Below are 23,169 nucleotides of genomic sequence, written 5' to 3' on the forward strand. Positions count from 1 at the left end.
TTATTCCTTGTTTTCTATATTGGTAAGCACAGTGAGGCTTCTAGGGGAGGTGGTTATCGACAGGGTGTCTGCCTGATAGATTTCACCATCTACTGCATATGACACTGTGCTATCGAAAGTCAGTGTGACTGTTTTAGCTTGCGCATGACGAATATTCTCTGAATGACGCTTGCTTTCGCTGGGGCTCAGTATTAATTCGGCCAATGACAACAATTGCTTATCAGGTGTGGTTTGGGGTATCAACCACGTCAGGTCAAGTTTTCCATCAGTAATGTCTGGTGGCTCATCACCTTGAGCTAGCGCCGTTGACATAGGGGCAGCATTGGCCACCACAAAACTGGGTGTCGTTAACGTCTCTTCGTCATCATCGTCGGTTTGAATGCGAAATTTTATATTTTGATTGTTACTGATAGCGCTCCAAAGGCCTTTGAGATAGGCAAATTGACCGCCTTCATTTTTTTCATCTCTATCTGCGGATGAAATCATTTGTTCCTCAAAACCAACGGCAGCAACGAGTAGCATGATGTTGTCATTACAGCTCGCCGTATCGATAGACAGTGTTTTACCTTCGATAATAATGTCGCAGGCGATATCAATTGGCATTACCTTGCTCATATAGCCGTGAAGCACCTGGCTAAGTGCGTTCGCTGTGCCTAACGGGATAAAGCCCATAGTAAGGGGGGTATTAACGAGTATTGAGGCAACCTCTGCTAAAGTACCATCTCCACCGCACGCCACAACAATATCGGCGCCTTCATCTTTTGCCTTTTGGGCAAGCACTTTTCCATCTTCATCTGGGGTAGTTTCAGCTACCGTCACATTAAATTTTTCGTTTAGCCGCGCCAATATCTGACTTTTGTTCTGCGACCATTTGCCGCCCCCAGCTACAGGGTTAGCGATGAGAAATAGATTTTGTTGTAGAGAAAGTAGCCCACCTTCTTTGACTTTTTCTAATGCAGCTAGCTGTTTCTTGTTAAGCCTTGCAGTTTCCCGTATTTGATTAATACTTTGCATGGCCTGGTCAACAGATAACGATGAATCTTTTGCTAACAAATAAGCGGCAACCACAAGTACAGAACGGCCTCTGCCTAAGGCACAATGCACAACCACATTTCGCCCAGCTGCTATCTGTTGATCAATCCAGTTGATAGCATGAATAAGTTGCTCTGAGGTGGGACTTGTGTGATCAAGTACAGGAATATTGAGGTATTGGTAATCTTCGCGCAGCGCGGTGTAATCAAGACCATCAAATTCGGCGGTAACATCAAGTATGGCAGCAATATCATTTTCATTTAATAGGTCAACATGCTGACCAGACATTCGACACGCTAAGAAAAGATTGTCTTTCACCTTCTGAAGAGGCGGCACCTTATCAGTTCTTCGTGCGTATTCGTTGTAAAGCCACGAGCCGAATAGGAAAGGAACGAAAATCCAACGTATATAAAAAGGGATGGAACCATCATCGCGCTTTCTAAAAAGAGAGGGATAGTTAAAAATATAAGCACTGCTCACCGCTGCTAAAGAAAACGAAGTCCATCCCAGTAAAATTTGTAAGACAACAGATTGACTAATAAGTAGAAGAGCAAATGCTATCAGTGCACCGGCGATATAATATTTAACCATCTTCACGACGAAACATATCCTTTGTTATTGCAAGTACTTATCTATACAGCACAAGGTTAAATTTCGTTTACTTTTCCACGTAATTTAGGGCTCTTATTCATAGTTGCATCTCATGTGGATAATGAACTTTGTTCGTGTCGGCGTCGTAACTGAGCTTATATGGTGTAAGTGACGTTACGAATTTAATGAGTGAGTTCAATGAAAAACGATGTTGTTGTTAAAGTTGCCAATTTTGTATGGTTTCAAACCATTTGGTGGCTAGTGATTTTATTTCAGAACCAAGCGGTCCTTGCAGTCGTCGGTTTACTTGTTTTGTGGCTTTGGTTTTCAAGGGAACGCAAAAACGACCTAAAGCTGATGGCTTCCATGTTTATCATCGGCACCCTCATTGATACAGCACTCACCAAATCAGGTGTTTTTATATTTACCGAGACCCAAGCCAATATTCCTTTGCTACCAATTCCTATTTGGCTCAGTTTATTATGGGCTGGCTTTGCGGGCACGGTGTACCATAGCCTCACTGTGTTTGAGGGAAGGCCGCTTTTAGCTGCATTGGGTGGCGCTATTTTTGCCCCGCTTAGTTACATTGCAGGGGCTAATTTTGACGCTGTTGAACTGGGCTTCTCTATACCTATAACCTTTGTAATTATAGGGATAGTATGGAGCATTGCGTTTCCATTTTGCTTTTATCTATCAACCGTGTTTGTATCGTCAGACACCCAGAAATAGTCGTCGGTAAAGCGCGGCTTTACATCCATCAACTCAAGGAGTGTATTGATTATGACAAAAAATGTTTTGGTTACCGGAGGCAATAGGGGCGTTGGCTTAGAGATTGTCAAAGGCATGGTTGCTGAAGGCTACAAAGTGTTAATGGGCTGTCGAGACGAAGATGCCGGACTAGAAGCGAAAAAAGATATTGTTGGTGGAGACCTCCACGTTATCGAAATGCCTTTGGACAATGAGTCTGCCATAGTAGACGCATTTACGAGAGCAGAAGCGGTATATGGACCTATTGATATCTTAATTAATAACGCTGGCGTGTTAGACGATACCCAATGGACAGACGTGACCTCCGAGTCATTCGCATCGTCTATGCAAGTCAATGTTTTTGCACCCTTAACATTAATTCAGCGGACCCTCCCGAAAATGATAGAGCGAGGCTTTGGCCGGATTATCAACGTCAGTTCTAGCTATGGTAGTTTTCATGAATCCTTAGCAGGTCCATTTTCTTATGCAATATCAAAAGCAGCCGTCAACGCACTAACCGTGAAGATGGCTGCGGTAGTCGACAATGCAAAAGAAGATAAAGAGATTGATGTTGCTGTAAATAGTATGACTCCAGGTTGGGTGCACACGAGGATGGGTGGTTCAGATGCACCTAAAACCCCTGAGGAAGGTGCCGATACTGCAATATGGCTAGCCATGTTGGAAGACGATGTGCCCAACGGGAAGTTCTTTAAAGATCGAAAAGAAATTGCTTGGTAAGTGTAAGTCGTCAATGTAATCAGGAAGGCGGCCGGTGGTTAGGGCTGCCTTCTGTGAATCGCAGCAATCAGCTAACGCTATAATTTGGCAAAGCCTTTCTTAAGTAAAGCTTTGCCTTAACGGTATTGTGGCGCAAGTAGCGATTACAACGAAAATCGCTCTCTTAAAAATCGTGCAACACCATCTTCGTGATGATGGCCTATGATTGATGACGCAGCCTCTTTAATGGGTGCTTTGGCATTACTTGGCGCGTAGGCCTCATCCGCTATGGAAAACATACTCATATCATTATCGCTGTCTCCAAAGCAGATTACATTTGTCGCCCCTAATTGCTGCTTTAATATTTCAACGGCGCTACCCTTGCTGGCGAGTTTGTGATGCACATCCATCCATCGATATTCATCGCCTTCAATTGCAGGGCCTGAATAGGCAATTAGGCCGTCGTTGGCATTAAGCTCGTTCCACATTCCCCGAATAACATCCCCATCACCTATCATACTGATATTGGTAATATGTGCTTGAGCCGGCATATGGTCAACCGGTAGTAGGGCTGCTTTTGTTTTTGAAAAATATTTATTGATGAGGTTTTTCTCAATCTCATGCTGCGGTGCGTGATGAAATATGATGTGGTCGTGATGTTGCGTGTTTACATCCACCGTATTGATAAAAGGCGTAATTCCATTACGAGTAGCACATTCAATAATCGTGGCGGCTTCGTTGTCGTTAAGCAGGTTTTCTAGCGTAAGGGCATTGCCAGTAGGGTCCCAGATGGCGACGCCATTGTTGTATATATGGGGTAGTACAAATGGTTGTTGCCCAATCACATGCTGTGCAGAGTGCATTGTCCTGCCAGTTGCCACGGTGTATGCAATATCGCGTTCACTGAGAAGTGCTAGTGTCTCTCTGGTGTAATCCGATATTTCGGACGACTTGTTCAGTAACGTTCCGTCTAAATCAAAAAAAATTAAATCCATAGATACTGTCCGGTCAATGTTGGTGAGGGCGATATGATAAAGATCCCATAATACGGGATCTATACTCAATAGTTTAATAGAACGGAAGGTCTATGTAATTTATTTAATCGATTGCACCACATTGTTGCTTTGTTGCTGTAGCAAACCTGAAATCGTCTTTGCGGATTGTGATTTACGTAGATTAATAATTAATGCCGACTTGCCGTTACGAGCGGCATCACTCACGTTTAGAACAATTTCGTTGCGATCTGGTCGCAGTGCAATTAAGCCCGCCACAAACATACCGATAAATGTACCAGGGCTTATCAGGGCAATGTATGTAAACAAAGGATTTTGTTGCGTAAGCGCTGGTCCGCACTGCGTTAGTAGAAACGCAGCAATCATTCCTATGACAAATCCTATCCCAGAAAGCGCAAGATGCGACGTCCAAAGGGTATTTGCTATAGATGACGATTTTTGTTCTAACTTTTCGCTCAGTTTTGGGTCGGAAGGCTCTATCAGCTCGCTTTGGTGCGAGGCAACGCTTGTTTCTTCTTCAAGGCGTCTCAATGCAATTCTTGCCTCGTCAGTAGTATCAAATATGGCAGCAACCTGGAGCTTGTCACTTGAGACAATCGCTGCTCGTATATTGTCGTTGCTACTCTCTCGTGACGTTGTTGTATTCTGGCTTTCGCTTTTCATTGGAACTCCCATATTTAAAGATTTATAGCTGCATTCACGCAAACCCAAGTATTGTTTGATAAAAATTTAACATCCTATTTTTGTCTTTAATTGTTAACGATGTTGGTCAAACAATTATCAATTAAATAGTGTGTCGGGTATGAACGCTGTGCAGTTGAAGTGCAAAATCGATTCATTTATACAAATTAACTTATGAGTAAACGTATACAAGATGTGTTCCGTTCATAAATTTTTTCGCATCAACGAAATGGTGAGTTGCTTACATTCAGCCTTAACTTTAAAAGATATACAGATGTAGCGCTGTATCCCATTGAATTTAAAATACTAAATGTAAGAGTTAAATTATGTTCATATTAAAGAGATTAGTACTCAGAGCTAACAGAGGCTTCATATTCAATTTAATTTAAGGCTCAACATAAAAATGAAGGTGTGTCGGTTTTTCACAGCATTTGCAAAAATCACACGGTAAATTGGCCATTAGATGATTAGCTCAACATGCCTTGGTATTTTTACTTCACTCGAAGGTAAAAAAACGTAATCAATAAGAATGAGTTCTATTTTTCAATAAAATATCGGCGACTCACCAGTTGTCATAAAACTTCTTTAGGATGATCCAAAAAGCCAAGGGATAGCTTCTTTAGAATGTTATTTGTTCAGGGAAGGTGGTTTGTTTCATTTAAGACGCAAATGTTTTGTAATCTATGTAACTGGTTAAATTTTGTTTAAGATTATAGCTGATAATATTGTTTCATAGTAAATAAGTGCTTTTTAAATATCTGAAAGTTAAAAATAAAATATAATTTTTGAATCATTCTTGTTCGTGAAACACGTTAAACGTAAAACACCGTGCTACTAGTGCTGATTGCAAGTTGAGCATAATTTGCGCTTGAAATATTCTCAAAAATCTATATATTGTTTGAACTCTAATGATTATTGCTCGATGTAAATAGCACTTTGCAGACAAAATACGTATGCGGCACGAGCTAAAACATAATGATTAGACTCCCGAAGCTGAAGAGGACTTTGTTTACTATATGACATCTGAAAGTTACCTATCGCTGGCAGCGTTTTCGACAACATTGCTAGGTAAAGGCGTGTTTGCACATCGCCCGATTAAAAGTAACGTAGCTAATGCTTCAGTAAACGGACAGCTTACAAGCGGAGCAGGTAAATCTCCTCTGCCACATTTTTTGCCTTCAAGCACTTCAACATGCACGGCTTGCTCACCAACAACACTTTCACGAATTGAACATTCGCGAATGGCAGCAGGCTTATTGTCGATGCTTAAAAACATTGCGCTAAGGGGAGTAACTTCGTCTCTTAAGCTGCGCAAGGTTTTCTCAAAGACCAGTACCTTATTTCTATCAATATCGTCAGAATCGCTTCGTTCACTGGAACTGCGTGGCTGAAAGTGATTTAAAAAAAATGGTCTAAAATTAATAAAATTAAGTTAAAAATTACTGTGGAGCATGCAATTTGTAGTTGCTCCAAGGCTGGCCAACGCCAATCGCGTTTTAATACTAGATAATTAGTATTTAAGAGCATTGTAATTAACTGCACTGCTTAAGAATTATCGATAGATAGAGCGCCGGCCAAGAATTTGCGAATCAACAATCTAAAGGTTAGATATTTATTATGAGTCATCCAAATTGGAATCGCGTAGTTATTAAAGTGGGAAGCGCACTAATTGCACCTAATCAACAGGGGTGTAGTAGCCATTACTTACTTAGCATTGCGCAATTCATTGTGCGCTGTAGAGCCAACGGAACCCAGGTCGTTTTAGTGTCCTCGGGGTCAGTGGCTGCAGGTTCACACATGTTTGCAGATCAGGAAAAATCTAACATAGCGGTCAAAAAAGCCATGGCTGCTGCAGGGCAAACAGAAATGATTGCAACCTGGGATAGATTGTTTGATTTTCCGTCTGCTCAAATGCTGCTAACACATGCCGATCTGCGAGATAGAGAGCGTTATGTCAGTATCAGGGAAACTATTTTCAGCCTTCTTGATAACAACATTCTACCAATCGTAAACGAAAACGATACGGTTACGACTGACAAGCTGAAAGTTGGTGATAACGACAACCTTTCAGCAATGGTTGCAGCAGCAGCGGATGCTGACGCATTAATTATATGCTCTGACATTGATGGGTTGTACAATAAAAACCCACACGAACATGATGATGCAAAAATGCTTAAATCGGTGGATACCATTGATGAAAGTATTTACGCCATGGCCGGCGGCGCAGTGAAAGGTGGTGTTGGTACCGGCGGTATGCGCACAAAAATTGAAGCTGCAGAAAAAGCAGTGTCACATGGTATAGACACCTACATTATCAATGGTTTTACAGAATTGTCGTTTAATATGCTATTGGCTGGTGAAAACCCTGGTACGCACTTTAGACCGTTCAAAAAACCAATGAAAGAAAATGAACATTGGATGCGTCACACATCAAACGCCCAAGGTGAAGTTATTATTGAAGGTAACTTTGACGGCACGTTGATAACGGACAGCGACCAACTCACAAGCAGCGAAATTATCGGTGTAAAAGGCGAGTTTTCAGTGGGCGATACCATATTGGTCCGCAAAGAAGACGGAACGAAACTTGTTAAAGCCAAATCGAATTATAGTAGCTGTTTATTGAATTTTATTGCTAATCAGGAAAGTGATGAGTTTGCTCATGAATTCGAAGAGAAGACAGGGCCAATTATTTCTGATCAGCACGTAGCAAACCTGGAGAAAGAATGAGTATTATTACTGAGTTAGCACAACAAGCAAAACAAGCTGCACGTACACTGGCAATCTTAGATGAGAGCCAGAAAAACGCGGTGTTAACTGACATGGCTGCAGCGATCCGAGCAAATAAAGACAAAATTATTGCTGTGAATGAGAAAGAAGTTGCACGAGCTAGAGAGAACAATTTAGATGCTGCAATGATTGACCGCTTGATCCTCGACGACGAGCGCATTGAATCAATGGCTGAAGGTATCGAAGTTATTGTTGAACTTGACGATCCAGTGGGCAAGGAACGTGTGTTCGGAACGCGCCCAAATGGCATTGAAATTAAGAAAATGCGTATACCTCTTGGCGTAGTGTGCATGATTTATGAAGCACGTCCAAATGTAACGGCAGATGCTGGTGCTCTATGCTTTAAATCGGGTAATGCGGTAATACTGCGTGGTGGTAAAGAAGCGCTAGATACCAGCCTTGCGATAGCAGAGCTAATGCAAGAGACTCTAGAAAAGCACAACTTGCCTAAAGCACTTGTTACCGTGGTGCCAAATCCTGACCGCGCGCTGATGCAAGAGCTTATGGAACAGAGAGACTACATTGATGTGATAATCCCTCGCGGTGGTGAAGGGCTTATTAATTATGTAACCGAGAACTCAAAAGTGCCAGTTATCCAGCACTTTAAAGGTGTATGCCATCTGTACGTTGACAGCGATGCCGACTTAGACAATGCGCTAGAAATTTTACTTAATGGTAAAACGCAGCGTACGGGAGTATGTAACGCACTAGAAGGTTTAGTTGTTCACCAAGCAATTGCCGGTGACTTTTTGCCTCGCGTCGCTCAAGCATTTAAAGAGCACAACGTAAAAGTTCACGTAGACAGCAAAGGCGCTTCTTACTTTGAAGGTGCAGATGTTATCGACGAAAGTGGTTACGGTGAAGAGTATCTTGGCCTTGAAATTGCCATTCGCGTGGTTGATGATTTTGACGGTGCAATCGACCATATTGCACAATTCGGTAGTAATCATACTGAAGTTATCTGCACGAAAGACAAAGCAAAAGCGAAGCTGTTCCAACGGGCCGTTGATGCGAGTGTGGTAATGGTTAATGCATCATCGCGTTTCTCAGATGGTAGTCAGCTAGGTCTAGGTGCCGAAATTGGTATTGCAACAACCAAGCTGCATGCTTATGGACCGATGGGTCTTGAATCGCTAACGTCAGAAAAATATTTGGTTAACGGCGAAGGTCAAATTCGCGCGTAAATCTCACGCCCATAAGATATTCATAAGGTGTTTTTATGACATTCTTTTGATATTCCTATGGTAATCGGACTGGTCGGCATTGTGCCGGCTAGTTGCGTGCTTCATAATGCAAAGCGCTGACATTCGTCAGCGCTTTTTTTTTACTAAATTTTCAAATTACGTCTCGGAGTACATGCGTGCAGATAATGATAGAGCCAGAACAGCTATGGCAGCAGCTAATTGCTTATGCGAACGAATACAAACTAGTGGCCTCTATTTTATTGCTCGTAATGCTTCACTATGTAAAAAAAGGGCTACTGCGCCTAATTAAACATAGAAGTACTCGCCACGGCGAGGACCGACGAAATCAAATCAACATTCTTGAGCAGCTTGGCAATGCATTAATCATAATCCTGCTGATGGTAGTGTGGTCATCAGAAATACAAACCTTGGCCATATCCATAGCGGCATTCATGGTGGCCATAGTACTGGCTACGAGAGAGTTTATTCAGTGCTTCATGGGATTTATCTACTACCTTGGCGCCAGACCTTTTCGTGTGGGTGACTGGATCCAAATGAATAACGTGATTGGTGAAGTTGTCGAAATGGACTGGGCGAAAACAGCATTGCTAGAAGTTGATCCTGAAACCTTCAACTTTACCGGCAAGCATGTTTATGTGCCTAATAGCCAGCTAGTGACACAGACCGTGCGCAACCTTAACTTTATGCGCCGCTACAGACTACACTCTTTTGAAATTGTAAACGAACCCACCGTTAACGCCTACAGCCTATTGCCTGCATTTCATGCAAGAGCACAAGCTCACTGCGAATACTTTCGAGATGTGGCAGAGAGGTACAAAGGGTTAATCGAGCGTCACCTAGAACAAGAATTTATTCGTATTGACCCTGAAGTTGAAATTAAGACCAACGAATTAGCAAAAGTCGTTGTTAAAGTGAGTTTGTTTTGTCCCACAGCTGAAGCCCATGAATTAGAACACAAGATGTGTTCAGATTGGCTTAGCTTGTGGTTTAGAGCGATGAAAGAGGACAATCTACTGGGCAATACACCAGAGCAAACTGCTATTGCGGTGCCGCAACACCTTGGTGCTGCAACACAGTCATCAGCTGGCGGTGGTTTCTAAATAACCTAAATCCTGTTAAGTAAAAAATGCCAGCACCATTTTTTAAACATGGCTCAGGTTAACTGCATGTCCACTGGCGATATCGGGTGAAATGATTTTGTAAAAAGGCCATCTGATCCGCGAGAATTTTTCTGTTCATCAAGTAAAAACGCTCGTATACGTTTGGTCTAAAAGGAACGGCGAGTAGCGGCATGCTAGCTTCTTCAGGTGTTTTTGCGCCCTTGGCGTGGTTGCATCGCTGACAGGCGGAGGCAACGTTGGTCCAGTTGTCTTTTCCGCCCCGAGAGCGGGGTACGATATGATCGCGAGTAAGCTGTTTTGGCGCAAACTGCGCACCGCAATAAAGGCACATGTAATTATCGCGGCGAAAAAGGTACTTATTAGTTAACGCAATTTTTCCGCTCATATCAGTGACCTTGCCATCGCAAGCGATGATACTCGATAACGACAGCTCACTTTGAATGCCAGCGTGATTCCAGCCTCCTCTAAGCGTGATGGCGTCTGTACCAAGTTCAAACAACACCTTGTCTTGGCAATATAGTTTGGCGGCGTGTTCTATATCTATCCACTCTTGTGGCATACCAGCCTTATTCAGTCTTAGCACAAGCATAAATTCCCCTTAACGCACATTTGTTTTATACAGTTATTTTGTGAGGTTGTTATTTTTGACCGTTGCTCAAACACCAGCATACTCGATTTTATGGCATCAGTTTATTGCATTGTGATGAAAATATAGCCATGTCATCACATTTAATATAGTCATAAAGCTGCGGTGGGGAATAGGGGAGATAAATACATAATAATTTCAATGTTAGTCCGTATTTGACGATGGCAAAATTCTGCGTTCATAGCTATACTAAGCGCCGCAATTAAAAGCGATAAATAAAGATTGAAATTAAAGGACAAATAGTGACTCCTATTACTAAATCATTTCAGTATGGTCAGCATACTGTAACTCTAGAAACGGGCGTAATCGCTCGTCAGGCAACAGCAGCGGTTCTAGCGAGTATGGACGATACGTCTGTATTGGTATCGGTAGTTGGCAAGAAAGAAGCAAATGCGAATCAAGACTTCTTTCCTCTAACAGTTAATTACCAAGAAAAAGCGTATGCTGCGGGTAAAATTCCTGGTGGATTCTTCAAACGTGAAGGCCGTCCATCTGAAGGTGAAACGTTAATTGCACGTCTTATTGACCGTCCAATTCGTCCACTTTTCCCTGAAGGTTTCAAAAACGAAGTTCAAATCATCATTACGGTAATGTCTGCTAACCCAGATATTCCAACTGATATCATCTCTCTTATTGGTACATCAGCAGCATTAGCGATTTCTGGTATGCCTTTCAACGGTCCAATTGGTGCCGCACGAGTAGGTTTCAGTAACGGTGAGTACATTCTTAACACCCGCGCAGAAGAGCAAGAATCAAGTGAACTTGATTTAGTTGTTGCTGGTACTGAAGCGGCAGTATTAATGGTTGAATCTGAAGCTGCTGTGCTTTCAGAAGACACTATGCTTGGCGCCGTTATGTACGGTCACGAGCAAATGCAAGCAGTCGTTACTGCGGTTAACGAATTCGCTGCAGAAGTCGGCACTGAAAAGTGGGACTGGAAGCCGGAAGAAGAAAACACGTCGCTTAAAGATAAAGTGAAAGCACTTGCTGAAGCAGAAATGACGGCGGCTTACCAAATTTCTGACAAGCTAGAGCGTAAAAACGCTGTGGTTGCTGCAACAGACAAAGCGCTAGCGGCGATTGTTGCTGAAGATGAAGAACAGGATCAAAAAGAAGTGCTTGAGCTTCTTCACGACCTTGAATCTGACGTAGTGCGCTCTCGCATTCTTTCAGGTGCACCTCGTATTGACGGCCGTGATCCTAAGATGATCCGTGCTATCGACGTAGCAACTGGAATTCTTCCACGTACTCACGGTTCTTCATTGTTCACACGTGGTGAAACGCAGGCAATCGTAGCTGCAACACTAGGTACAGAACGTGACGCACAGATGATTGACGAGCTTCAAGGCAAGCGCGACAGTCGTTTCATGCTTCACTACAACTTCCCTCCATACTGTGTAGGCGAGACTGGTTTTGTTGGGTCTCCTAAGCGTCGTGAGATTGGTCACGGCCGTCTAGCGAAACGTGGTATCCAAGCGGTTATGCCAAGTGAAGAAGAATTCCCGTACGTAGTACGTGTTGTATCTGAAATCACTGAGTCTAACGGTTCATCATCTATGGCATCAGTGTGCGGTACGTCACTTGCGCTTATGGATGCTGGTGTTCCTATTAAGGCATCAGTTGCAGGTATTGCTATGGGTCTAGTGAAGAGCGACGAAAACTTTGTTGTACTTTCAGACATCCTTGGCGACGAAGATCACCTTGGCGACATGGACTTTAAAGTTGCGGGTACTACCGACGGTATTACTGCACTTCAAATGGACATAAAGATTGAAGGTATCACTAAAGAAATCATGCAGATTGCGCTTAAGCAAGCTAAAGAAGCCCGTTTGCATATTCTTAAAGTGATGGACGAAGCGATTGGCGGTCACCGTGAAGAGCTAAGTGAATTTGCACCGCGCATTTACACTATGAAAGTTGACCAAGACAAGATTCGTGACGTAATTGGTAAAGGCGGAGCAATGATTCGTCAAATTACTGAAGAATCTGATACCAACATCGAAATTGAAGATGACGGCACTATCAAAATCTTTGCAACAGAACGTGCGAAAGCAGAAATCGCTATTGCTAAGATTGAGCAAGTGACTGCTGAAATTGAAGTGGGTAAAACCTATAACGGTAAAATTACCCGCATCGTTGACTTCGGTGCTTTCGTAGAAGTACTTCCAGGTAAAGAAGGCCTTGTTCACATTTCACAAATCGCTCATGAGCGAGTGAACAAAGTAACTGATTACCTTAAAGAAGGTGAAATGGTTGACGTTAAGGTTATGGAAATTGATCGCCAAAACCGTGTACGTTTAAGCATTAAAGAACTTCTAGAAAGATCTGCTCCAAAGTCTGACGACGCAGAGTAAGTATGTTTAATTGCGGTAAATATCGCAGTTAAACAACGACGTAGAAAAAAAACGTTATAAAAAGGGAGCCTGGCTCCCTTTTTTGTTTTTTGAAATGCGTTTTACACAACAAGCTAAGGATTAAAATGGATAAACAAACGCAAACCGAAGTAGAAGCTGCAGTTTTTCGTCGCTTAGTAGAGCACCTTGATGCCAACAAAGATGTGCAAAATATCGACCTAATGATTCTGGCTGACTTCTGCCGTAATTGTTTAGCAAAGTGGTACTCATCTGCTGCAAACGATAAGGGCGTTGAAATAGATTATGACGAGGCACGTGAAGTGGTTTACAAGATGCCTTATTCTCAGTGGAAGGAAAATCACCAGCTGCCGGCTTCTGATGAACAATTAGAAAAGTTAGCGGCAAGACAAAACAAGTAAGGGGGTCCTTTCCCTCAATCACCTTTATACCGTTGAGGCAGCAGTACAAAAAGTCTGTTGCTTCATAAACTAAACTTAAACCCTTAGATTACGTAACTCTTGTATAACTAAAACAACTGTACAGATTTTTTATTGTTGATATAGGGACGATGCTTCTATTAGCTTAAAAATCGTATGTCACTGCGCCTACTCGACATAGCTGGAGAAGCTTAATGCAAGAAGCCTTGAAAAAATCTGAACCATCGTTGACGGAAGGCTCTATATTCTCTCACATGGTGCGCTTGGCGATCCCTGCCTCAACGGGCATGATTTTCAACACCCTCTATAACCTCACGGATACCTGGTTTGCCGGCTATTTATCAGATAATGCGCTCGCAGGCTTATCTATCGCATCAAGCGTTTTCTTTTTACTTTTATCAATCGGTATTGGTATTCAAACCGGTGCGTCTGCAATGATTGCGCCAGGGGCTGGAAGAGGAGAGACTCACGAAGTTAAAGGGTGGCTAGACAATGTAAGTGGCATTGCTATCGCCTTCAGTGCACTTTCATGTATTTTAGGTTACTTTGCGGCGCGACCCTTGGTGGTGTTACTTGGTGCTGAGCCTCATATTGAGCCACTGGCGATGGAGTATCTATGGGTAACACTAGCAGGCACTGTTGGCTTCACTTTATCGTTCGGTGCTGCTGGAGCGTTAATGGCACTGGGAGATACGAAATCTAATCGCAACGCCCTGATGATTGGCTTTTTTGCGAATTTTGGCCTTAATCCACTCTTTACCTTCGGACTCGATTTAGGGGTAAGCGGCATAGCACTGGCTACCGTAGTGATAAAATTTGCCACTGCCTTTTACCTGCTTCGTGTACTGATGAAGCGCTTAAATATATCGGTAATGCCCACCTTTGATAAAAAACGTTGGCTCGATCTGCTGAAACAAATTTTACCTGCCAGCTTTAACATGCTGACTATTATTTTAGGTGGGTTTATTACCGTCGCGCTTATTGGTCAATTCGGCAGCGAACATGTGGCAGGGTACACCGTTGGACTTCGCCTCGAGCAGGTACTTTTATTGCCAGCACTTGGTTTAAACAGCGCAGTAATGGCCATTGCGGGACAGAACATGGGCGTGGGTTATTACGACCGAGTTGACCAGACTTACCGAAAAGGATTGTTAATCGGTTTCATAATGGCTGTTGTGTCTATTCCGGTGATGTATTTTCTATCGCCAATGGCAATGGGTCTTTTCAGTGACGACAGTGCCATTAAAAATACGGGCGTCACTTACCTTCGAATTGATACGTTAGCGTTTTATGCGTACGTTGTTTTGTTTCAGAGTGTGGCTATTTTGCAGGCAATGCAAAAGCCAATGTTTCCGATGTATCTCGGGATTGCCAGACAGCTTGTTGTTCCTGCTTCGATAAATTATGTGCTCATTGTGATGTGGGACTATCCCATGGTATCCATGTTCTACACCATAGTAACTGTGGTTATCTTAAGTGCCATTATTGCTTTCTTCTATACCACTAGAGAGATTAATCGAGTTAAGGGCCCAAGCTCTTAAAAAAGACGCCTAGAAAAAGCTCCTAAAAGAGCTCCTACAGCAAAGAAAATCACGCCTCAAACCTACTAAGTTGAGAATATAGAGGGAAGGGGTGTACCACTTTGTCTCGAGCCACACAAGCGGCTACTCCTTGACGTTGCATCGTGCTTTAACGTTTTGTAACGATTATTCTTTATTAGTCCTTTGCGTTACCGCTGTTGAAAGGCTACCTTAATTTAGATGGTGGGCATTATCTGTATTTTTGCCGCCCCAAGAAAGGTTTAACACCTCGAAGTCATAACTAGAATTTACGACAAAAACTCAAGCCAGAAACAGGCGTCAGAGACTTGCGTGTTGACCTACGAACTAATCTACGAATAAATTACGAATAAAGTCATAAACGTTTTGCAAACATAAAAATAAGGATAATATTTTATGAGTGTGTTCAAACATATTACCAGGCAGTTTTCTAAAAAATGTCTGAGTATTGTCGCTATTACCCTGGTAGGAATATCCCCCGTGGTAGCTAACGACGATATTGATATAAGCTATGAAAAGTTCACGATTGATAACGGTCTTACCGTTATTGTTCACGAAGATCGCAAAGCCCCCGTAGTCGCAGTGGCGGTTTGGTATAAAGTGGGATCGAAGGACGAGCCCGAGGGTAAATCTGGTTTTGCTCACCTTTTCGAACACCTTATGTTCAACGGTACTGAAAACTACGATGACGAGTGGTTTGGACCTCTTCAAGAAGCTGGCGCTACTGGTCTAAATGGTACAACAAATTTCGACCGCACCAATTATTTTCAAACCGTTCCAACTCCAGCGTTAGACCGTATTTTATGGATGGAATCGGATCGCATGGGGCATCTTTTAGGCGCAGTTACTCAAGAGAAGCTTGATGAACAACGCGGAGTGGTGCAAAACGAAAAACGTCAAAGAGAAGACCAGCCATACGGAGCGTTTTTAGGTCATGCTGTTAAAGCATTGTTCCCCAATGAACACCCTTACTCTCATAATGTTATTGGCTCCATGGATGATTTGAATTCAGCATCGTTAGATGATGTGAAATCTTGGTTTAATAAATATTATGGTCCGAACAACGCTATCTTGGTGCTAAGCGGTGATATTAATGCCGAAGAGGCTAAACCGATGGTAAATAAATACTTCGGTGATATTGAGCCCGGTCCATCACTTGCCAAGTGGCAATCTTGGATCCCAAGTCGTTCAGCGAATACACGGGAAATTATTCAGGATAAGGTACCGCAAACTCGTATTTCTCGCTTGTGGGTGTCTCCTGAAAACAAAAGTGCAAAAGCCACAGATTTGTTAATTGCGGCAAGTGTGTTGGGCGATGGTAAAAACTCTCGCATGTACAAAGAGTTGGTTTATGATCAACAGATTGCTACCAATGCATCAGTATTTAACTACGAACTGCAAATTGCATCCATCTTTGGGCTGAGTGTTGATGTGGCTGCAGGTGAAGATGTAGAAAAAGTAGAGCGCGAAATGGATAAAATTATCCAGGAATTCTTGCGCAAAGGACCAACGAAAGATGAGGTGAAGCTGGTATCTACAAAATATCGCGCCTCAATTATTCGTGGACTTGAAGAAGTTGGCGGATTTGGTGGTAAAGCGGATAGGTTGGCAACGGGCGAATTCATTGCAGGCGACCCTACTTATTTCAAAACAGAGCTAAAAGAGCTGGCTAATGCAACGCCTAAGAAGGTAAAAGCGGCAGCTAAAGAATGGTTAGGCGATGGCTGGCACCAGATTACCTTTGTGCCATTTGAAGAGCATGCTGCTAGTGGCGAGGGCGTTGACCGCAGTTCAGGGCTTCCTGATATTGCTGCTGAAACACAGCTTACCTTTCCAGAAGTGACCAAGACCACACTATCAAATGGCATAAATGTGGTATTCGCAAAGCGTTCTACCGTACCGCTAGTTAACGTTGCTGTTCAGTTTGACGCAGGTTATGCCGCTGATGCGGGCGGGAAACTGGGTTTAGCAAGCTTTGCAACAGGGATGCTCGATGAAGGCGCAGGTCGCTACGACGCCCTTGAATTAGCTGCTGAGCTTGAGCAACTAGGCACAAGCCTTAATAGCGGCTCAAATTTAGATACGACAACAGTGCGTATGTCTATGCTTAAAGAGAATATGGAAGAGTCGCTTGCTTTGTTTGGCGATATTCTCAAAGATCCAACGTTTGATAAAGAAGAAATTGAGCGTCAACGCACATTGATATTAAGCAATATTGCACAGCAGATGACACGCCCGATAAGCATCGCGCTTACGCTGTTGCCACCACTGATTTACGGTGATGATCATGCCTATGGCATACCTTTCACAGGTTTAGGTACGGCGCCTGATGTGACTTCAATTACGCGCAGCGATTTAATCGACTTCAAAAACACTTGGTTACGCCCAGACAACGCGACCATTTTTGTTGTTGGCGATACAACCCTTGACGATATCAAACCCACGTTAGAAAAAGAGTTTGGTAAATGGAAAGTATCTGGTGAAAAAGGGACTAAGCAGATTGCTGAAGCACAGCTGCCTGAAAAAGGTCGAGCCATTATTATTGATCGCCCTGGGTCACAGCAGTCACTCATTCTTGCCGCTCACCTTGCACCGCCAACGGGTGTTGAAAATAACATCGCGATTAACGCGATGAACGAAACGCTCGGCGGCGCATTCACTGCGCGGGTAAACATGAACCTTCGCGAAGATAAAGGGTGGGCATACGGTGCTTACACATTCTTGCAAGAAGCTCGAGGACAACGGCCTTACATGGTTTATGCACCAGTGCAAACCGATAAGACTGGCGCGTCGCTAGAAGAGCTAAAGAAAGAGCTTAACGGCTATCTTGGCGACAACCCGCCGACTGAAATGGAATTGAACAGAGCCCGACTCGATCAGGTACGTTCGTTACCCGGACAGTATGAGACAGCAGGTGCTGTACTAGGTAGCTTATTGTCAAGCAGTCGGTTTAACCGCGAATTTAACTATCCAGAAAGCTTGGTAGAAAAATACAATGGCTTAACACTTGATGACTTAAATAGCGCAGCTAAACAAGTTGTACAACCAAGTAAGCTTACGTGGTTAATTATTGGTGATGCTGAGAAAATTAAGGCGGAAGTAGAGGCCGCTGATATTGGACCTGTAACAGTTCAGGATATGAGCAGTCTTTAAACAAGCTCTCATAATAGAAGCCGAAGCAACTATTGCTTCGGCTTTTTTATTTGCAGCTTTATTACATTGACACCTTTTTTGAAATGAGGAAATGCTAAATGAAGACAATTGAGGTGCATTTGGTCAATGCGTTTACCGCTTTTGAAAAGGGCGGAAACCCTGCGGGAGTGGTGCTTAATGCAGATAGCTTGTCTGTTGAAGAAAAACTTAAGGTTGCTCAGGCTGTGGGCTATTCTGAAACTGCCTTTGTATCTAAAGACGAACACGCCGATGTAGCGCTGTCATTTTTCACCGTCACTGGCGAAGTTGATTTTTGCGGCCATGCCACTCTCGCTGCATTTTCACTGATGTTTAAAAAAGGAATATTACAAGCAGGGGACTATACACAACGCACAAAGGCGGGAATGCTGGGGGTGAGCATCACGGACGAAGGTAATGTGGTTATGGGGCAGAAGTCGCCAGAGTTTATTCAACGCCTTACCTATGAAGGGGTATCTGAACTCATTGGAATTGCACCTGATATTTTGGCATCTACTCATCTTCCTATTGAAGTTGTATCTACTGGGCTGCCGGATATTATTGTGGCGGTGCCACCAGGGTATTTAAGTAAAATTGATTTAAACGTAGATAAAACCACTGAGTTTTGTCAACAGCATAATGCAGTTGGCATTCACGCCTTCGAGCTTTGTGAACCCTCGTCTAACCTCACCGCGAGTTGTCGAAACTTCGCCCCTTTGCTAGGGATAACAGAAGAGTCGGCTACCGGAAGTGCCAGTGGTGCCTTGGCCTGCTACTTAGCTAAGCATGGTCTTGATGGGATTAGTTCTGACGAGCCTGGTTTTGAAAAGAGTAGTATTAAAAAGACTAGTATTGAAGAGAGTTACATCCAAGGTAGCAGTAAAGAGGATAGGTGCTTAGCAGGCGCCAGTTTGGAACATAGCCCTCTGAAAGATAGCCTTGTGAAAGATAGCAGTGTGAAAGATAGCCATGTAGAAGAAAGCCATTTGATAGATAGGCGAACAGAAGGTCAGCCGCACAACATATCAAATTTAGTTTTAAACTATGCTTTTGAACAGGGGCGAGCAATGATGTGCTGTTCACATATTTTTGCAAAAGTTGTTAACAATGAAAGCAAAGATCAAGAGAGAGAAAAAACCAAGTGGGAAGTGTCAGTGGGAGGCACCGCAAGCCCAATGGGTAAGAAAGCTGTCGTCCTCTGACATCATGTGTCTCTATGGGCTTCATGCAGTTAGCAAAAATAGCGGTTTGAAGCACTTTTATACCGGGAAGGTAATGTTAAAAAAGGCCATAGCGCTAAGTATATAAGCCGCTTTATGAGGCTCTACATTCCATGTTTTGTGTAGCGCTGTTGCCTAGTTTTGTACTAATCTTGGGCTCGTTTTACCCGAATTTTATTGTTTGCCACCGTAGTGTGGTGAAGACTTTTAAGAGCACTGTTAGCTTCACTAGCATCAGCCATCTCAACAAAAGCAAAGCCTTTAGATTGGCCTGTCTCGCTATCGAGTACAAGACTGCATTCGTTCACTGTACCGTGTGCTGAAAAAAGGGTAACAATTTCTTGTTCTGTCGTCGTTCTCGCAAGATTGCGAACTAAAAGTTTCATAAGATTATCGCTTTAAAAAATGAGTGTGTATTGTCTCAGGTCTATACATGCAAACCAAGAAAAGAATTTTTTATTCGATTTGCTCAAGCCCTGATTCTGCTAAAGCCTGATCCTGGTAAAGCCTGATTCTGGTAAAGCCCTGATTCTGGTAAAGCTAGTCCCGCGGTGTTAGCGTTTAAACACTATATAAATGATGCAATATTCGACTTAAACCACAAGCCACTTGCTCGTAAAAGGAAAATAATAATGATCTCGCACAAACGGTACTTTCCGTTAGTTTTTATTACACTGATGGGGGGAGGGCTCTGTGGAACTGCTTATAGTCAGTCTGACGGGTACAAAAAGTCATCCTCAGAAGAGTCCTATGCAATTCAGCCCAATACCGTGAATGCCATACCTTCTTCTGAGGAGGTTGAGGGATATATCGAGTACTTCAGCTCACCATCTCCTTGGCCTGAAATACGAAAAAAGCGCATTAGCACATTATTACCTGATGCAATGGCTACAGCCAATTTGAACCACTGGTTAATTGTATGCCGCGAGAATAACAATGATCCCCTAGCCAATCATGTAGGTTGTGAAAATGCAGGCGGCACGGCGGTGGTACTCTTTAGTAAAGATAGTGAATCCGACGAAGTGACTTCACGGATATTTTCACCATTGAGTGAGTCAACGGCGCTAAAAGAATTAGGTACGTTTGACTTTGTAATCGACGTAGATAAATCACAAAGCGCGATAGAGGCGGCATCATCGTATCTCACTCAGCAGAATACGAAAGGCCAAATTGGGATCAATAGTTTTACCGTTAACCCACTTGCTGATGGATTAAGCCATTCACAATATATCGCTCTTAACGACGCCTTTACAGGCACTGATGTTTCACTTATAAGCGCTGAAAACGCTATCTATTATTGGCTTACGAGAAAGTTACCGGAAGAAGTAGAGATAATGGCGAAGGCCGCGGCTATTACCTCAAGGTGGGAATATGAAGCTTATCAATCTGTAATACCAGGAAAGACAACTGACCTAGACATTGCTCGATTCTTGAAAAATAAAATGTCAAACGCGGGAGTTGGCGATGGTTGGGCCCCTAGTCAGAATCCAGCGGTCAATTCTGGTTCTGACCGTGGACATTCACACCCTACTAATCGGGTTATTCAGCGAGGGGATGTGATTCAAATAGATTTCGGTATACGAGTTTTCAAACAGTGGGTCACTGACATTCAACGTTTTGCCTATGTGTTGCAAGAGGGTGAAGCACAACCACCGGAGCAACTTCAGCATGCTTGGGCAAGTGCAATCCATGGCCGCAATGCAGCATTTAACGCCATGATCCCTGGCGCTACGGGCAATGCCGTTCACAAAGCGCAGCAACACGTTATGCAGCAATCAGGCTCTCTACCAGTTATGTGGAGCACAGGTCACCCCGTAGGTTACGTGGCGCACGATGTTGGGCCTAATTTAGGAGTGAGACCCGCATCCGATAAACTACTGGACAGACAAATGACCTTTGCTTTTGATGGTTTTTTTAGTTGGTATTATTCTGAACATAATGACGATTCATCAACCGTTTTACATGAGGGAAAAAGACAGACAACTAAGACTATTTCAGTAGAAGATATGGTGGTTATAAAAGAGGGTGGTGCTAGATTTCTAACACCACCGCAAACTTCTCTTATTCTAATAAATTAGGTGTATCTAGAGCGCGTGTTATCCATCAGGTAGCACGCTATTGCTCTGGCTGCTTAGATATTGTTCACAGGTAGGTATCGGGATGAATCTTATTAATCTTCCAATCACCGTCTTCTTTTATAAGGTCTAAGCTGCGTAATTTCTCGATTTTATCATCGCCATACATACCGCTTAAAAAGACGGTAATGGTAGATTTCTCCGCAAACTCGGTTCTGCCTAAGCTGCCAGATGTTTGAGGTGTTACGATTACTGTGTCGTATTTTAAATTGAGAAGATGTCGCTGAACGTTTCTATTGGTGTGGTAACGTTTAAGTATGCGAGTCATCTTTTCACTAGATAATGAAATGGCTTTATCTAGATTGTCATCTTCATATACGCTATTTAAAAAGGCAACGGCAGTGTATTCAGGTGTACTTTCATCCAGCATGCCATAGCGCCCAATTCCCTTTTCTTTCTCACCACATGCACTAAGCACTAGCAAAGCGGTTAGCCAGAACACGATATACAACTTATGAGCGTTCATTCTTTCATACTCCTGAGCGTTTTTCTTAACGGGCAGAGCGCGCTATTTTGCGCGTGTTTTAATCTTCCCACTATCTTTGTCTGCAAGAATACCAAAAATGTTGCTGCTAAACGAAATGCAAAGACAAAAAAAGCGAGAAACTGGAATAAGTTTCTCGCTCTTGTTTTCAATGATAGAGACTGCTCTATCTTTCTTCATGCCGCATGTTTTTTATACTCAAACATGTTAATCGCTAAAATCCGTTGGCCTTAGCGACACTCTGCGTTGTTAAGTAGCAGAAGCTTTGTCTATTATTGCACTTCTTCTTGATCGTCGAAGGCTCCGGCAAACATTGGGCTACTTAAGTAACGCTCAGTTGCGCTGGCTAAAAGCACGACAACAATCTTGTCTTTATTTTCTGGACGTTCAGCAAAACGCTTTGCTGCAACAACCGCCGCACCAGAAGAAATACCCGCTAATATGCCTTCGTCGGTCATTAGCTTGCGCGCCATATCCATACAATCTTCGTTTGAGACTTGCTCTACTTCGTCGATAAGATCTAGGTCAAGGTTGCCTGGGATGAATCCTGCACCAATACCCTGAATTTTATGTGGGCCTGGCGTTAACTCTTCACCCGCAAGTGCTTGGGTGATAACAGGAGAGTCAGTTGGCTCAACCGCAACAGAGGTAATGGCTTTACCTTTGGTTTTTTTAAGGTAACGACTTACACCGGTAATGGTGCCGCCTGTACCTACGCCAGCGACGAAAGCATCAACTTTACCATCGGTGTCTTCCCAAATTTCAGGCCCGGTGGTTTTTTCATGGATAGCTGGGTTTGCCGGGTTGTCGAACTGCTGCAATAACACGTACTTGTCAGGATCTGAGTTAACAATTTCTTGTGCAGCGGCAACAGCCCCTTTCATGCCTTTTGGCGCTTCGGTAAGCACTAGGTTTGCGCCTAATGCTTTAAGCAACTTGCGACGCTCTAAACTCATGCTGCTTGGCATAGTTAGGGTTATCTTATAGCCTCGTGAAGCCGCAACAAACGCTAGGGCAATACCTGTATTACCACTCGTAGGCTCTACGATCTCTTTTCCTTTGGTCAGTACACCGCGTTCTTCCGCATCCCATACCATGTTTGCACCAATACGGCACTTAACGCTGAAGCTTGGGTTACGAGACTCTATTTTTGCGTACACGTTACCAGAGGTAACGCGATTTAATTTCACTAATGGCGTACGGCCAATCGCAAGAGAATTGTCGTCAAATACGTTCATTTCTAATCCTTAACTCGTTCTTGATTCGCAA

Annotated in this window: 19 protein-coding genes; 11 read left to right on the top strand and 8 right to left on the bottom strand. The window is 43.2% G+C overall.

The annotated features are described in order from the left end of the window. Positions 1 to 1,629: a diacylglycerol kinase family protein gene (locus tag AC27HD_RS01580; protein ID WP_487103351.1), complete on the bottom strand. Its 1,629-nt coding sequence runs from the start codon at positions 1,627 to 1,629 to the stop codon at positions 1 to 3. Between the two features lie 192 nt (positions 1,630 to 1,821). On the opposite strand from AC27HD_RS01580, the gene AC27HD_RS01585 reads away from it, so the two are divergent. Together AC27HD_RS01585 and AC27HD_RS01590 are read left to right on the top strand one after the other, a co-directional pair. After that, a complete protein-coding gene (locus AC27HD_RS01585) occupies positions 1,822 to 2,352 on the top strand; it encodes a DUF2878 domain-containing protein (RefSeq protein ID WP_032096488.1) in 531 nt (176 codons plus the stop codon). Between the two features lie 51 nt (positions 2,353 to 2,403). Beyond that, positions 2,404 to 3,108, top strand: coding sequence for an SDR family NAD(P)-dependent oxidoreductase (locus AC27HD_RS01590; RefSeq protein WP_487103353.1), 705 nt, complete (start codon positions 2,404 to 2,406; stop codon positions 3,106 to 3,108). Positions 3,109 to 3,251: 143 nt separating this feature from the next. On the opposite strand, the gene AC27HD_RS01595 is transcribed toward AC27HD_RS01590, so the two are convergent. From AC27HD_RS01595 to AC27HD_RS01605, 3 genes are all read right to left on the bottom strand, one after another. Continuing rightward, on the bottom strand, positions 3,252 to 4,082 hold the full coding sequence (locus tag AC27HD_RS01595) for an HAD family hydrolase (protein WP_032096486.1): 831 nt from the start codon (positions 4,080 to 4,082) through the stop codon (positions 3,252 to 3,254). Between the two features lie 99 nt (positions 4,083 to 4,181). After that, positions 4,182 to 4,763: a hypothetical protein gene (locus AC27HD_RS01600; protein WP_487103354.1), complete on the bottom strand. Its 582-nt coding sequence runs from the start codon at positions 4,761 to 4,763 to the stop codon at positions 4,182 to 4,184. Positions 4,764 to 5,811: 1,048 nt separating this feature from the next. After that, on the bottom strand, positions 5,812 to 6,096 hold the full coding sequence (locus AC27HD_RS01605; RefSeq protein ID WP_487103356.1) for a hypothetical protein: 285 nt from the start codon (positions 6,094 to 6,096) through the stop codon (positions 5,812 to 5,814). 302 nt (positions 6,097 to 6,398) lie between these two features. Here AC27HD_RS01605 and proB point away from each other — a divergent pair, with 302 nt between their 5' ends. The 3 genes from proB to AC27HD_RS01620 all read left to right on the top strand — a co-directional run bounded on the left by proB (position 6,399) and on the right by AC27HD_RS01620 (position 9,873). Next, positions 6,399 to 7,508, top strand: a complete 1,110-nt coding sequence (gene proB, locus AC27HD_RS01610) for a glutamate 5-kinase (RefSeq protein ID WP_032096484.1) — start codon at positions 6,399 to 6,401, stop codon at positions 7,506 to 7,508. Beyond that, the gene (locus AC27HD_RS01615; RefSeq protein ID WP_032096483.1) at positions 7,505 to 8,752 is read left to right on the top strand and encodes a glutamate-5-semialdehyde dehydrogenase; all 1,248 of its coding nucleotides are present in this window, start codon (positions 7,505 to 7,507) and stop codon (positions 8,750 to 8,752) included. Before proB ends, AC27HD_RS01615 begins: the two co-directional genes overlap by 4 nt. 176 nt (positions 8,753 to 8,928) lie before the next feature. Next, a complete protein-coding gene (locus AC27HD_RS01620) occupies positions 8,929 to 9,873 on the top strand; it encodes a mechanosensitive ion channel family protein (protein ID WP_235207894.1) in 945 nt (314 codons plus the stop codon). Positions 9,874 to 9,931: 58 nt separating this feature from the next. Here the strand turns inward: AC27HD_RS01620 and AC27HD_RS01625 are convergent, their stop codons facing one another. Further along, positions 9,932 to 10,483: an HNH endonuclease gene (locus AC27HD_RS01625; RefSeq protein ID WP_487103359.1), complete on the bottom strand. Its 552-nt coding sequence runs from the start codon at positions 10,481 to 10,483 to the stop codon at positions 9,932 to 9,934. A gap of 299 nt (positions 10,484 to 10,782) precedes the next feature. Here AC27HD_RS01625 and pnp point away from each other — a divergent pair, with 299 nt between their 5' ends. The 5 genes from pnp (at position 10,783) to AC27HD_RS01650 (ending at position 19,263) form a co-directional block, all read left to right on the top strand. Continuing rightward, positions 10,783 to 12,894 carry a polyribonucleotide nucleotidyltransferase gene (pnp, locus tag AC27HD_RS01630; protein WP_487103361.1) on the top strand — a complete coding sequence of 704 codons (2,112 nt, stop codon included), beginning with the start codon at positions 10,783 to 10,785 and terminating at the stop codon, positions 12,892 to 12,894. A gap of 125 nt (positions 12,895 to 13,019) precedes the next feature. Continuing rightward, complete coding sequence (locus tag AC27HD_RS01635) at positions 13,020 to 13,313, top strand: DUF1244 domain-containing protein (RefSeq protein ID WP_487103363.1); 294 nt, start codon at positions 13,020 to 13,022, stop codon at positions 13,311 to 13,313. A gap of 212 nt (positions 13,314 to 13,525) precedes the next feature. Continuing rightward, entirely contained in the window at positions 13,526 to 14,872 is a 1,347-nt protein-coding gene (locus AC27HD_RS01640) for an MATE family efflux transporter (protein WP_487103365.1), read from the top strand. A 414-nt stretch (positions 14,873 to 15,286) separates the two neighbouring features. Continuing rightward, positions 15,287 to 18,043 carry a M16 family metallopeptidase gene (locus AC27HD_RS01645; RefSeq protein ID WP_487103367.1) on the top strand — a complete coding sequence of 919 codons (2,757 nt, stop codon included), beginning with the start codon at positions 15,287 to 15,289 and terminating at the stop codon, positions 18,041 to 18,043. A 98-nt stretch (positions 18,044 to 18,141) separates the two neighbouring features. Continuing rightward, on the top strand, positions 18,142 to 19,263 hold the full coding sequence (locus AC27HD_RS01650) for a PhzF family phenazine biosynthesis protein (RefSeq protein WP_487103369.1): 1,122 nt from the start codon (positions 18,142 to 18,144) through the stop codon (positions 19,261 to 19,263). Positions 19,264 to 19,427: 164 nt separating this feature from the next. On the opposite strand, the gene AC27HD_RS01655 is transcribed toward AC27HD_RS01650, so the two are convergent. Then, a complete protein-coding gene (locus AC27HD_RS01655; protein ID WP_032096477.1) occupies positions 19,428 to 19,667 on the bottom strand; it encodes an RNA recognition motif domain-containing protein in 240 nt (79 codons plus the stop codon). Between the two features lie 246 nt (positions 19,668 to 19,913). On the opposite strand from AC27HD_RS01655, the gene AC27HD_RS01660 reads away from it, so the two are divergent. Then, the gene (locus AC27HD_RS01660) at positions 19,914 to 21,359 is read left to right on the top strand and encodes a M24 family metallopeptidase (RefSeq protein WP_487103371.1); all 1,446 of its coding nucleotides are present in this window, start codon (positions 19,914 to 19,916) and stop codon (positions 21,357 to 21,359) included. A 64-nt stretch (positions 21,360 to 21,423) separates the two neighbouring features. Here AC27HD_RS01660 and AC27HD_RS01665 read toward each other — a convergent pair whose 3' ends face one another. Together AC27HD_RS01665 and cysK are read right to left on the bottom strand one after the other, a co-directional pair. Further along, the gene (locus AC27HD_RS01665; RefSeq protein WP_032096476.1) at positions 21,424 to 21,882 is read right to left on the bottom strand and encodes a nuclear transport factor 2 family protein; all 459 of its coding nucleotides are present in this window, start codon (positions 21,880 to 21,882) and stop codon (positions 21,424 to 21,426) included. Positions 21,883 to 22,172: 290 nt separating this feature from the next. After that, positions 22,173 to 23,138, bottom strand: a complete 966-nt coding sequence (gene cysK, locus AC27HD_RS01670; protein WP_032096474.1) for a cysteine synthase A — start codon at positions 23,136 to 23,138, stop codon at positions 22,173 to 22,175. Positions 23,139 to 23,169 lie beyond the last annotated feature (31 nt).

The sequence above is a fragment of the Alteromonas sp. 4NS20-0143 genome (genome assembly GCF_057542855.1).